General features: G+C 57.4%; 9 protein-coding genes. 8 read left to right on the forward strand and 1 reads right to left on the reverse strand.

From position 1 onward, the window contains the following. The first annotated feature begins 42 nt into the window (after positions 1-42). Positions 43-594 (forward strand): dTDP-4-dehydrorhamnose 3,5-epimerase, encoded by a 552-nt coding sequence (rfbC, locus tag ASG35_RS07920; RefSeq protein WP_056355170.1) that lies wholly within the window; start codon positions 43-45, stop codon positions 592-594. Positions 595-604: 10 nt separating this feature from the next. Next, positions 605-1522, forward strand: coding sequence for a dTDP-4-dehydrorhamnose reductase (gene rfbD, locus ASG35_RS07925; protein WP_056355363.1), 918 nt, complete (start codon positions 605-607; stop codon positions 1520-1522). Positions 1523-1529: 7 nt separating this feature from the next. Here rfbD and ASG35_RS07930 read toward each other — a convergent pair whose 3' ends face one another. Next, entirely contained in the window at positions 1530-2405 is an 876-nt protein-coding gene (locus ASG35_RS07930) for a symmetrical bis(5'-nucleosyl)-tetraphosphatase (protein WP_056355173.1), read from the reverse strand. Positions 2406-2903: 498 nt separating this feature from the next. On the opposite strand from ASG35_RS07930, the gene ASG35_RS07935 reads away from it, so the two are divergent. The 6 genes from ASG35_RS07935 (at position 2904) to ASG35_RS07960 (ending at position 13432) form a co-directional block, all read left to right on the forward strand. After that, positions 2904-3212, forward strand: coding sequence for a hypothetical protein (locus ASG35_RS07935; protein ID WP_056355176.1), 309 nt, complete (start codon positions 2904-2906; stop codon positions 3210-3212). 143 nt (positions 3213-3355) lie between these two features. After that, positions 3356-5776 (forward strand): glycosyltransferase family 4 protein, encoded by a 2421-nt coding sequence (locus ASG35_RS07940; RefSeq protein WP_327019641.1) that lies wholly within the window; start codon positions 3356-3358, stop codon positions 5774-5776. Between the two features lie 102 nt (positions 5777-5878). After that, positions 5879-6673, forward strand: coding sequence for an ABC transporter permease (locus ASG35_RS07945; RefSeq protein WP_082508276.1), 795 nt, complete (start codon positions 5879-5881; stop codon positions 6671-6673). A gap of 148 nt (positions 6674-6821) precedes the next feature. Further along, positions 6822-7856, forward strand: a complete 1035-nt coding sequence (gene gmd / locus ASG35_RS07950) for a GDP-mannose 4,6-dehydratase (RefSeq protein ID WP_056355369.1) — start codon at positions 6822-6824, stop codon at positions 7854-7856. A 762-nt stretch (positions 7857-8618) separates the two neighbouring features. Further along, positions 8619-9743: a hypothetical protein gene (locus ASG35_RS07955; RefSeq protein WP_156393044.1), complete on the forward strand. Its 1125-nt coding sequence runs from the start codon at positions 8619-8621 to the stop codon at positions 9741-9743. A gap of 2 nt (positions 9744-9745) precedes the next feature. Continuing rightward, complete coding sequence (locus ASG35_RS07960) at positions 9746-13432, forward strand: glycosyltransferase (protein WP_056355182.1); 3687 nt, start codon at positions 9746-9748, stop codon at positions 13430-13432. Positions 13433-13490: the final 58 nt, after the last annotated feature.

Raw genomic sequence — 13490 nt, forward strand, 5'->3', positions numbered from 1 at the left:
CTGCGTTTAAAGCCGTTATCACTCAATGAAAAAGCAGGGCGAATGAGCATCCGTGTTTTTCCAACAGCGTTGCCGGACGTTTTGGTGATCGAGCCGGATGTGGCGCGCGATATGCGCGGCTTCTTCTATGAAAGCTTTAATGCGCGTGATTTCGCGGCGCATGTGCAACGGGATGTCACGTTTGTCCAAGACAATCATTCGCAGTCGTCGCGAGGCGTGTTGCGCGGGCTGCATTACCAGATCGAGCACGCACAAGGCAAACTCGTGCGGGTGATACAAGGCGAAGTGTTCGATGTAGTCGTTGACATTCGCGCCGGGTCTGCCACGTTCGGCAAGTGGACGGGCACCCGGCTTTGCGCCGCTGATCGCCGGCAGTTGTGGATCCCTCCGGGCTTCGCGCACGGTTTTCTCACACTGTCCGATAGCGCCGAGTGCCTTTACAAGACAACCGACTATTGGTACGCCGAGCACGAACGGACGATCCTCTGGAACGATCCCGATATCGGTATTGAATGGCCCATTGATGTCCTGCCGATAATGTCGGCGAAGGATGCTGCAGGACGGCGACTGCGCGAAGCCGATCTTTTCAAATAAGGCCGCGACCATGGCAACCGCGCACGCTCCGGCGCTCATTTTGCTGATCGGCAGGAACGGTCAGATTGGACGCGAGCTGGCCGGCAAACTTGGCGATCTGGGACGTGTCGTCGCACTCGACCGCCAGGACCTTGACCTCGAGAATCCCGACCAGATCCGCCGTGTCCTGCGTGATACATCGCCTCAAGTCATCGTCAATGCGGCAGGTTATACGGCTGTTGATCGGGCGGAACAAGACGAAACCACCTGCATGCGTGTCAATGCTCACGGGCCGGCAATTCTCGCCGAAGAGGCTTTTCGACTGGGCAGCTTGCTTGTCCACTATTCCACGGACTATGTATTTGATGGCGCAAAAGCGGGACCGTACCTGGAATCGGACAGACTTCATCCGCTAAACGTCTATGGCAAGAGTAAGCAGGTTGGAGAAGAGGCAATCAACGCGTCGGGCTGCGATCATTTGATACTGCGCACGAGCTGGGTGTACGCGGCGCATGGCCGGAATTTCTTGCGCAGCATATTGAGCCGTGCCGCCGCAGGCGAGCAGCTTCGCGTGGTGGCGGATCAGTTTGGCGCGCCTACATGGGCTGCGTCGATCGCTGGCGCCACCGCTTCGGTCTTGGCTCAGTTTGCCGCCAGCGATACTGCCACGCGCGCGTCTCTCGCCGGGATCTACCATATGACAGCATCCGGAGAAACGTCGTGGCACGGCTTCGCTAAGGCGATCATGGAATTTTCGGCGTTCGAACGGAAACCCGTCGTTCACGCCATTCCAGGTTCTGCATATCCCGCCGTAACGTCCCGGCCCCGGAACTCGGTGCTGTCGAACGCAAAATTGCGTGAATGCTTCGGGATTGTTATGCCGGGTTGGCGTGAGGCGCTGGATCGCTGCATGGGTGAAATGACTGTGAGCCGAAACCCTGGCAAATGATCGAAAGCTAATCGATGCGCGCCCGGCAATCCGGACAATCGACCTGCGTGAGCGTGCGGGCGGCCGGATCGCTCGTGAGGCGAATGGCGCTGAGCGATTGGCCCCAGACGCAGCCGGAATCCAGTCCGATGACGTTGTCGCGTACGATCAAGCCGAGCGCCGCCCAGTGCCCGAACACAACTGTGGTATCGGCCGTCCTGCGCGAGGGCACGTCGAACCACGGCATCATGCCCGGCGGCGCCGATGCGACCGTGCCGCTGGAAGTGAAATCCATTTCCCCTTCCGCGTTACAAAATCGCAGCCGCGTGAGCGCGTTGCACACTACGCGCAAGCGTTCAATGCCTTTCAGCTTTGGCTTCCAGCGGTTCGGTTCGTTGCCGTACAGTCCCGCAAGCGTTGTTTTCCAGTCTGGCGCGCGGAGCGCTTTTTGAAATTCGTCAGCGAGTTCCAGGGTGGTTTGCGCATCCCACTGCGGCAGGACGCCGGCGTGGACCATCAGCATATTGTTCTCGAAGTGCGCAATGGGACGATGACGAACCCAGTGCAACAAATCATGCGCATCGGACGCGGCAAGAATTTCGTCGATAGTGTCGCCCTTTTTCGACTTCCTTATTCCGGCAGATACGGATAACAAATGCAGATCGTGGTTGCCGAGCACGGTAACGGCCCGGTTGCCGAGCGCCATCAGATCGCGCAACGTTGCAAGCGATTCAGGCCCGCGATTGATCACGTCGCCAGCAAACCACAACGGCGTGTTTTCAGCCGGCGCGGCTTTCGCCAACAGTCGCTGGAAAGCGTCGCGGCAGCCCTGAATGTCGCCAAACGCGAGAGGGGGCACAAATTGCGCGGGGGAAAGCTGCATAGACGAAACGATCGGCCACATATTCGATGAAAGGACATTGCGGAACGCAGATGCATGGGCGGTTCGTCATGCCTGCGATCCTACATGGAGGCGTGTTAAACGGAGGCATGGCGAGCGCGTAGTTTAACGTGCGAAAGTCTTCGACGCGGGGTCGTTGCATGATTTCGAGCAACCCGGTTTGCCGTTGCAAAATGCAGTTGTGCCGACGTGGCTGAAGAGTGATTGCAGTTGGCTTCCGTCTGCGGTAACCGAGCATTTATAATGCCGTCTGTGACGACGCAACAGGCAGCGCGGCGAGACGCCGGCTTGATTTCGAATTTCACGATTAATTACCGAAAACAAAAAATCGGTTGCATCTGAAACGGTATTTTTGCCTTTTTTCACACGTTACCCTTTAATTCAGATTCCATGTAGGTTTGTGGCGTCGGCGTCGGCATGCAAGCGTGTTGGCCGCGTAAGGTTTTAGAGACGCGTCTTTCAGGCGTGGTTTGCCATGTCATTCACTTTAGAGGACACAATGTGAGGACCCTCCCGAGTGCCTTCAATGCAATTCGCCCGGCGCGGATAACAACCGCGATAAGTCGCAAGATCAAGCTCGGACTGCTTCATGCCGCGGCCTATGTCAATTGCCGGCCGAAGCTTAAGCAGCAGGTGGCAGACCTGCTGGCGCGCTTTCCTGCGGTCCGGGCGTCCTTATCCCGCTACGCGCGCTTCGCGCCTGCGGTTGCCACGCTGGTTGACGAGGTTGTTTCCGTGGATCGCCTGACGGCGAAGGGTCGTGCTATCTACGCAGACCTGGTCCACCGTAATTTTTCCAAGACAAAATAAAATCATTTGGTATCGCGATGCGCATTGCTTTAGATCTTCAAGGATGTCAGTCGGTTAGTCGTTTGCGTGGTATCGGCCGTTACAGCCTTGCTCTTGCGAAAGCAATCGTGCGAAATGCCGGCGGAAACGAGGTCTGGATCGTTTTGAGCGATCTTTTCCCGGATAGCATCGAGCAAATCAGAGAAACCTTCGCCGGGATCGTTCCCGACGAACGCATAGTCGTTTTTTCCTTGCCTCAGTTTGCGTTTTATCAAGATCCCGGCAATTGGCGGGTACGCGCGGCGACACTGATTCGGGAACATGCGATCGCTGAAATCGAGCCGGATCTCGTCCACATCAGCAGTTTGTTCGAAGGCTACGTCGACCAGTCGATCAGCTCTGTCAAGGCGCTCGATGCGCACACGCTCGTTTCCGTCACGCTGTACGACCTCATCCCGTTTTTGAATCCCGCGAAATATCTTGCGGATGCAGGGATGCGGCAGCATTACTTTGGCAAGATCGACGCGCTGAAACGCGCGGATCTGTTACTCGCTATATCAGCGTACTGCGGCGAGGAAGCGGTACGCGAACTGGGAATCGGCCGCGAGCGCGTTACGAATATCTCGTCGGCTGCGTCGGACAACTTCGTCGCGCGAGCTCTCACGGCGCAAGTGCGCGAAGCAGTGCTTGCACGTTACGGCGTAAGCAGGCGTGCTGTTATGACAGCTGGCATTGTCGAGCCGCGCAAAAACCTGGAAGGGCTGATTGCCGCGTACTCAAAATTGCCCGCTACGCAACGCGAGCAGCACCAGCTCTTCATGGTTTGCCAGCCGCAGGAGCTAAGCCGCATCAGGTTGCTCGAATTCGCCGCGTCTTGCGGATTGGCACCCGATGAAATCGTCCTGTCTGGCTATGTTACCGATGACGATTTGGTCGCGTTATACCAGGCATGTGAGTTGTTCGTTTTCCCTTCGTTCCATGAAGGTTTTGGCTTACCCGCGCTCGAGGCAATGGCGTGCGGTGCTCTCGTTGTGGCGTCGTCGGCGACGAGCATTCCCGAAGTAATCGGTCGCGAGGACGCGCTTTTTGATCCGCACAATACGCAGCAGATGGCGGATCTCATGCAACGCGCGTTGACGGACGAGGATTACCGCGAATCGTTGCGTGCCCATGCGGCTGTACAGGCTGCGAAGTTTTCGTGGGACGCTACAGGGCAGCGCGCAGTCCGGGCGTTCGAGCAAGCTTTCGCCAAACGCAACGAGCGGGATCTATCGCGTTTTCCTCCTCCTGACAAAACGCGCCGATATGAGAATCTGCTGAACGCGCTAACTGATCTCGATGCTGTTCCGACCGACGCAGACTTGATTGCCAGCGCCGACGCGATTGCCTTGAACCGGCGAAGCGGGCAGCGTCGTCAGTTGCTGGTCGATGTCTCCATTCTGGCCGATCACGATGCCCGTTCAGGCATTCAGCGCGTTACACGCGCGATATTCCAGCAGCTTCACTCTGCGTGCAGGTCCGGTTGGACAGTTCGTCCGGTTCGCCTTGATCGCGGTGCAATGGCTTATCGATACGCAAACGCATTCCTGAATGAATCAGCGCCCGGATCGGAATTTGCATGCGACCCGGACGAATGGCTCGATACCCAACCAGGCGACGTCTTCCTGGGACTCGACCTTGTCGCCGACCGCATCCCGGACGCAATAGCGTGGTTTGGAATGCAGCGCCGGCGTGGCGTCAAAGTGTATTTCGTTGTCTATGATTTGCTGCCCGTGCTCCGTCCCGAGTGGTTTCATGAGGGCATCGCAAGGGTTTTTCCGCCTTGGGTCGAAACTATCACGACAGTGGCCGACGGCCTTGTCGCCATATCCAGGGCAGTGGCCGACAACTTGCAGGACTGGTTGGTCCGGCATAAGCCCAAGCGGGAACGTTCCCTGAGGATCGGGTATTTTCATCTCGGCGCGGATATTGGCAATAGCCAGCCGTCGACCGGATTGCCGGACAATGCCGCCGACACGCTCGCCGCCATTCGCTCCCGGCCCACTATTCTGATGGTCGGCACGGTCGAGCCAAGAAAGGGATACGTCCAGGCGGTCGCCGCTTTTGAAGAGCTTTGGGCATCGTACGTCGATGTGAATCTGGTGATTGTCGGGAAGGCAGGGTGGGGCGTGGACGAGCTCGTACCGCAACTCGCTCGTCACGCCGATGCGAACAAGCGGTTTTTCTGGCTGCAAGGAATCAGCGATGAATTCCTGGAAGACATCTATGCATCGTCGTCCTGTCTTCTGGCTGCATCGCTGGGCGAGGGTTTTGGCTTGCCTTTGATCGAAGCCGCTCAGCAACGCATTTCAATCATCGCGCGCGACATTCCGGTGTTCCGTGAAGTCGCGGGAGATCACGCGTTCTACTTCACAGGCGATACAGCCAGCGATCTGGCAAGCGCTATCCAATCCTGGCTTGCGTTGTTCGCCGCTGGCACGATTTCGGCAACAACACTTCCGTGGCTAACCTGGCAGCAAAGTGCCAAGCAACTGGAACAGGTAATCTACGACGGCGAGTGGTACCAGACATGGTGTCCGAAATGAAGCGTGCGCTACGGATTGCCCCACTTTCGATTACCCAATGAACAATCTGGACGACGGACGCTTGACATCCGCCCCGGTCCCAACGGTCAACAAGGACGTATTTTGAGCGCATTATTGAGTGCCTTGATTCGCTATCGAGGATTTGTGGTGGGATCTGTCAAGCGCGAGTTTCAGTCGCGTTACAGGACCAGCATGCTGGGCGCGCTGTGGCTCGTGCTGCAACCGCTTGCGATGATTCTCGTGTACACAGTGATTTTTTCAGAGGTCATGCGTTCGAGGATGCCGGGCGTTCCAAGCAAGTTCGGGTATAGCGTTTATCTGTGCGCAGGGGCGATTACGTGGGGGCTCTTCGCGGAGATCATCACGCGTTCGCAGGGCGTCTTTGTTGACAATGCAAATCTGATCAAGAAGCTGAGTTTTCCGCGTATTGCGCTACCAATGATCGTGACGATCTCGTCGCTGATAAATTTCGCGATCATTTTTTCTTTGTTTACTATCTTTCTTCTGGTAACCGGCAACTTTCCGGGCATTCCGTTTCTGGCGCTGATTCCGCTGCTGATCGTGCAGATCGTATTTAGTATCGGGTTAGGGATCACGTTGGGTGTTCTAAACGTGTTTTTCCGGGATGTGGGTCAGTTCATGGGTATTTTCGTCCAGTTCTGGTTCTGGTTCACGCCGATCGTCTATCCGCGGCATGTTTTACCAGATTCGCTGAAACCATGGATAGCCCTCAATCCGATGGCCGATTTAATATTGGGATACCAGACTATTTTGGTGGATCGCGCGTGGCCGAACTGGAACCTGGTTTGGCCGGTGCTTATTCTGGGCCTGCTGCTGTGCATGTTGGCGCTGCATTTATTCCGGCATCACGCGGCAGAAATGGTCGATGAACTGTAGTGCCGCACGGCTGCCATCACGAGCAGCCCTCACTGCCTGCATCTCGCGGTTCGACGTTGGGCCTCGGATATAATTGGCAGTGAATATTCAATTAATCCCCGCTGATTGCAATGCAAATGCGGTGGCAAGTTATCTAAAGGAGTTGGAATTGACGAGCGCAGTGGTAACTGGAGTGACTGGGCAGGACGGAGCATATCTCACACAGCTGCTGCTGGATCGCGGCTACGAGGTGTACGGAACTTACCGGCGCACGAGCTCGGTGAATTTTTGGCGTATGAACGAGCAAGGCGTGCTCGACCATCCGAAACTTCATCTCGTCGAGCATGACCTGACCGACCTCGGCGCGACCATCCGCTTGCTGGAAAAAGCGAAGCCGCGTGAGGTGTACAACCTTGCCGCGCAAAGCTTCGTGGGCGTTTCCTTCGATCAGCCCGCGACCACTGCCGAGATCACCGGCGTCGGCGCGCTGAACGTCCTGGAAGCCATCCGGATTGTCGACCGCTCGATCCGCTTCTATCAGGCGTCGACGTCCGAGATGTTCGGCAAGGTCCAGGCGATCCCGCAGAAAGAAGACACGCCGTTTTATCCGCGTAGTCCTTACGGTGTTGCCAAGCTTTACGCGCACTGGATTACGATCAACTATCGTGAGTCCTACGATATTTTTGGTTCGAGCGGGATCTTGTTCAATCACGAATCTCCGCTGCGCGGGCGCGAATTTGTAACGCGGAAAATTACGGATTCCGTGGCGAAAATCTCCTTGGGCCAACTCGACACCATCGAGCTGGGCAACCTCGATGCGAAGCGCGACTGGGGTTTTGCCAAGGAATATGTTGAAGGTATGTGGCGAATGCTGCAGGCCGATACCCCTGATACCTTCGTGCTCGCGACGAACCGTACCGAAACGGTCCGCGATTTCGTGACAATGGCTTTCAAGGCTATTGGAACGGACGTTCAATGGCGCGGCGCAGGCGAGACTGAAGAGGGCGTGGACGCCACCAACGGCAAGACCCTGGTACGGGTCAATCCGAAGTTTCATCGTCCTGCAGAGGTTGAATTGCTGATCGGCGACCCATCCAAGGCGAAGGAAGTATTGGGCTGGGCGCCCAAGACCACATTGGAAGAATTGTGCAAGATGATGGTCGAAGAAGATATACGCAGAAACAAGACGGGATTTTCCTTCTAAAGCGCCAGACTAAGCTTTTCAAAGCGTCTTCTTGCTGAACCTCGATTCGTCTGCCGGTGCCGACGGTCGAGGTTTCTTTGCTTTTTGCGGGTAATTTTCCTGACGGCATTTGTCCGGTAGGGCTTTGTGGCGGTTTAAGGGCGGTGTGGAGTGACAGCCGTTATCGCCATTGATGTTCGGTGTGTAGGCGAACTGAAAGATGAGCGGAAAAGCAGAACCCATCTCTGGATGCGTTTAAACGCGCTCTTCAATTAAGCGGGACTGCTGTCCTGGAGATGACAAAGCGCTTAAACTCTCGGTCACCCGTGCGCGGCGCACTGCTAGTACTTTCGACGGCTACCCCGCCTGTATTGTCGCTGCCCCAAGAGCTATGCGTCTGACGCAAAGCTTTGTTCGGTCTCAACATACCCGGTTGCGGCACGGCGCTGCAGTAATCACTGCTGTGGAGCAAAAAACAGATAAATGACAAGGCTCGTTTTCCGAAGGTCGACTTCAGGAAAAACATTTCTGTTGTGAGCTTGCATGCCTTTTGTAGTGGATCCATCCATGGTTTATGAAGCATTAAAGCTTATTCACAATGGCGCTTTCGTGGCCGTTTATTCCTCGGCAGACCGTCCGCTGCCCGTTACGTCGTGGTTGACCGAACAAGGCTGGCGCGGAGTGAGCATTGACGCCGCAGCCAGTCCCGCGAAGTCTTCCATCGTCCCGGCCGACGGCGCTGGACCGTCGGGCCGGACGTACAACGTAGTCGGGGATCCGGACGTGGAAGCGTTTTCGCGCACGCATTCCTTGTCGGCTATTCTTGACACGGCGTTCAAAGGCGACATTCACTTTCTAAGCGTCGATGCCTCCGATCTCGGGCAGCAAGCACTTGCCGATATCGACCTGTCGGTTCGGCGCCCTTGGATCGTTCTCATTTATCAACCGGACGGGAATGGCAGCATCGAACAAATGGTGGAGTGGAAGGCGGCAATGAAAAAGTCTGATTACACAACCTTGTTCGAGTCGCCTAGTCATTGTTTGTATGTGGCTGCCGAGCACGCGGAATTCGTATTGCAGGGCAGATTTGGTGAGGACTTCGGGCGCGCGAGCCAGGCGTCTGGAGTTGGTGGTCCGTCGACGCATCTTGCAACGGCCGACGGCGCGACGCAGGACTTGAGTAATCCGGCACGTAGTGAGGTCTCCAAAGCGATGCAGCATGCTGTCAGGCATGGTGACGAGATCGAAGTCGAGTTGCGACTCGCGAGGATCGAACGCGCCCATTTGCAAAGCCGTATGGAAACCGCCGAAGCGTGGGCAAGGTCGTCGGCTGAGTGGATCAAAGACGCCGAGACTCGCGCCGAGCGTGCGGAGCGCCGCGCTAATTCATCGTCTTCATGGATCAATCGTCTCGAGCTCCGGCTTCGCGGCGTTTCCAGCACACTGGCGCAGACTGAAAGAGAAATTGCGAGCTTACGGGATCGGCTCGAGCACTCGGATCTTGACCGGGCTTCGCAAGCCAGCACCATCACCGCGCTGGAAGGTAGCCTTGAGGCTTCTGAACGTGCGCGCAATGAGCTTGAGCAGCGTATGTCGGCCATTCTCAGTAGCACGTCGTGGCGGCTTGCGGCTCCGTTGCGGTACATCCTCGGACCGTTTGGCCTGCGGATTCGCCGCTGGGTACCAAGCGCTTTCCGTCGTCGGCCCGATCCGGACACTCAGCCAGTTCCCGAATTCCCCGAAGCCCGCGCCAGTGCGGCAGATCCTGTGCAGCCATCTCCGGGCCATGAGTCGGTAGCCCCTGCGCCTTCATCGACAACCGTTCCCGTGTTGCAGCCGCAGCGCGTCCGCATGTACGCGGACATGTTAAAAAATGGACGTGAACCGACTACTTCGGAGCAAGCTTGACGATGCGCGTTGTCATAGATTTGCAGAGTGCCCAGGGAGCGAACCGTCTGGAGGCCACCGGCCAAAACGCCCTTGCATTTACACAGGCGTTCGCCAAGCTTGCGGGCGCTCGTGAAGTTCTGGTGGTATTGAGCGACGGCATCTACGAAACAGTTGAACCGATACGCATGGCGCTGGCGGACAGCGTACCTCACGATCGAATCATAGTATTCCCTGTTCCCGCCGCACACAGCCAGTCTGGCCGCGCAGTTGCTTCCGAATGGACTTTGCGGGCGGCTGAAAAAATACGTGAAGCGTTCATTGCGGATTTGCGGCCGGACGTTGTGTTGATATTGGGCCTGTTCGAAGGCCTGACAGATGACTTGTCGGTCAGCATCGGCAGCTTCGAGCGCTCGGCGCCGACTGCGGTCTTGCTCCATGAGCTTTTGTCGGCAGACGAAGCAAGCACCGTTTTGCTGGATGACGCGACTCGCAAGTGGTACCGCCGGCACATCATGTTCGCACGTGTCGCGGACCGGATCATGACCGTCTCATCGTCGATGCGAACAGAAGCCATCGAGCGGCTGCAGCTGGATCCGCAAAAGGTGATCGCGTTGTCGCATTGTCCGGTCGCCTATCCCGGGTCCGATTGCGGCGCTGAGGATCGCGACTCGTTGTTGGCGCGGCTTGGATTGTCCTCGCGCTTTGTCCTCGTCGACGCGGTGCACGCCGACGCCGCCACGCTGCGCGGCGTGCGAAAGCGGTTCGCCGCGTTACCTCCTGCGTTGCGCGAGGGACTGACGATTGCGATCGCCGGGGATACAACGGAAGTGATGGGCGAGCATGTTGTTTATCTGCCTGGCTTGTCCAATGGCGAGCGCCAGATCCTTTCGGGGTGGGCGGCAGCCTGCGTGTTCAAGCACGGTTCGGAATTGTCGCGAGATGCGAACTTCATGGCCACGCTGAAAGCCGGTGCGCCTGTGGTTCTCATTTCTGAAACGGGCGCGGCTGTGTCTGGCAAGTCTGTTGCTGAGCCCATGTGTACGGACATGGCAGGATTTTCCAGCGCGCTGGAATCCTTGCTGGCCGATGGGGCTGAACGGGCCACGTTGAGCATGCTTGCTCTACGCCGCGCGCAATCGCTGATGTGGACCGATGCCGCGGAACGAGCGTGGGCAGTTTGCAGCGAATTGCATGAAGCGCACGACGCTGAACGTGTTGCGCCTGCTCACGCGCCCGTCAGACGGCCGAGGATGGCATATTTCAGCCCGTTGCCGCCGGCTCAGTCCGGCATTGCCGACTACAGCGCGGTGCTGTTGCCTGAACTCGCGTTTTACTACGAAATCGACGTGATTGTCGATACGCTCGAGTGTTCCGCCGACGCGGTGAGCACGTGCTTTGCCATTCGTGACCTTGAATGGTTCGAAGCGCATGCCGGCGAGTACGATCGGGTGATCTATCACATCGGCAACTCGCCTTTTCACCACTACATGCTTTCGGCATTCGACCGGTATCCGGGAACTGTCGTGTTGCACGACTTTTATCTGGGACATCTGCGGATGCATCCAGCCGGCGCCGATCCCGCATACATGCGGGCATTGTACGAATCGCACGGTTTCGGTGCGGCCGCTGACGCATTGCGCAACCCGGACGCCTTCTGGCTTTATCCCACCAATCTGCCGTTGCTCACGCGGGCTCACGGCGTGCTTGTCCACTCCGAACATGCGATCGATCAGGCGCGGATGTGGTACGGCGATCACATTAGCAAGTACATCCGTCGCGTACGTTTTCTCCGGGCCGGCGTAAGACCAGACCGCGTTTCGGCCCGGGCGCGCCTGGGTATTTCCGAGAATGACTTCGTTGTTTGTTCGTTTGGGCAAGTCGGCCCGACCAAGCTCAGTCATGTGTTGCTGTCCGCATGGGCACAGTCCCGCCTGACGAGTGGTCAACACTGCAAGCTCGTGTTTGTCGGCGGCAGCGCCGGCTTGTATCGCGACACGATGATTCGCGGTATCGAACGCTGCGGTTCTACTTACGACGTCATGATGACAGGGTTCGCGCCGGCTGAACTCTATAGGGACTATCTCGACGCTGCTGATCTCGCGGTGCAGCTGCGCACGGACTCGCGCGGGGAAACATCGGCGGCGGCGTTTGACTGTCTTGCTCACGAAGTGCCACTTATTGTGAACGCGCACGGAAGTATGAGCGAATTGCCGGACGACACCGTGCTGCGCCTGGTGGACAATTTCGATGAAGCCGAACTGACCGCCGCGCTCGAGCAACTTTGGGGCGACCGTTCGCTGTGTCAGCAACTGACTCGGTCGGGGTCCGCTTACCTTGCGTTGAACCACGCGCCTCATGCTGCAGCCGCCGATTTCGCTCGTGCGATCGAATTTTTCGAGGAGGAAAGCGGGTCGGCGCGGCGCGCGCGTCTTATCGATTCGATCACGAAGATCCGGGTCGAAACGGCAGTTGAGGATTCCGACGCTTTGTCTGTCGCTCGCGCGCTGGACGAAGCCCTTCCCGACATCACGGTGCGCACGTTGTTCGTGGATGTATCGGCGGTTGCGCGGGTTGATTTGAGAACTGGCGTGGAACGGGTCACTCGCGGAATCTTGCTTGAACTGCTGAAGAGTCCGCCGGCTGGCTGGAGAGTCGAACCGGTTTATTTAAGCGACGGCGCTGACAAAGGCTTCCACTACGCGCGACGATACGTGCAGCGACTGCTGGGCCTGGAAGTGCTCGAACTCGAGGACGAACCTGTCAGGCCGCTGCCAGGCGACATCCTCTTTGGCCTTGATCTTTATTGGCCGGCTTATATGGCCGAAGAGGCATATCAACAATGGCGCGCGCTGGGTGTCTCCATCCAGTTTGTCGTGTATGACATCCTGCCTGTCCTTCAGCCGCATCATTTCCCCGATGGATTTTCGGAGAACTTCGAGAAATGGCTGCGTCTGATTACCAGCGTGTCGGACGGCCTGCTATGTATTTCGCAGGCGGTCGCAAATGAGGTCGCCGCATGGGTGAACGGACATCCGGCGCCGCGAGCGTTGCCGCTGCAGATCAAGGCATTTCCGCTCGGTGCCGACTTGCAGACGAGCGCGCCCACCAGAGGCGTGCCCGACGATGCTGCGCAACTCCTGCAAACTATCGCCTCGCGGCCTTCGGTGCTGATGGTCGGTACGGTCGAACCGCGTAAGAAACATCTTGACGCGTTGGCTGCAATGGACCGTCTCTGGTCCCGCGGGACCGACGTAAATCTTGTAATTGTCGGGAAGCAAGGCTGGTTGACGACGGACGACGCGGCACGGCTTGCCGATCACCCCGAACGGGACAAGCGGTTTTTCTGGCTCTCCGGTGTATCAGATGAATTTCTCGATGCCATTTATAAAGCGTCGACTGTTCTGCTCGCGGCATCAAGCGGCGAGGGATTCGGCCTGCCGCTGATCGAAGCCGCGGTTCACGGCGTTCCGGTCATCGCACGCGATCTGCCGGTGTTCAGGGAAGTGGCGGGTGACAGCGCGACTTATTTCGCCGGGGACGACTCAGCGCTTGCCGATGCACTCGGAAAATGGCTTTTCGATACAAATAATGGAAATCGGGCGCGACTATCGCGAGATATAAAATTGGTTACCTGGGAACAAAGTGCAACTGCACTGAAGCGTTTCATGTTTGAGATACGTTCGCGAAATGGCGACGTAACGCGCTAAGCGAATCCCGGCTTCGATATGACATCTCGGCCTGCGGGTGACGACCGGTAGCCTAAAG

Origin of the sequence: Burkholderia sp. Leaf177, assembly GCF_001424345.1 — a bacterium.
GTDB lineage: Bacteria > Pseudomonadota > Gammaproteobacteria > Burkholderiales > Burkholderiaceae > Caballeronia.

Coding starts and splice junctions, on each gene's coding strand:
- rfbC (WP_056355170.1), top strand. CDS start 43: ATGAGCATCCGTGTTTTTCCAACAGCGTTGCCGGACGTTTTGGTGATC.
- rfbD (WP_056355363.1), top strand. CDS start 605: ATGGCAACCGCGCACGCTCCGGCGCTCATTTTGCTGATCGGCAGGAAC.
- ASG35_RS07930 (WP_056355173.1), bottom strand. CDS start 2,405: ATGTGGCCGATCGTTTCGTCTATGCAGCTTTCCCCCGCGCAATTTGTG.
- ASG35_RS07960 (WP_056355182.1), top strand. CDS start 9,746: ATGCGCGTTGTCATAGATTTGCAGAGTGCCCAGGGAGCGAACCGTCTG.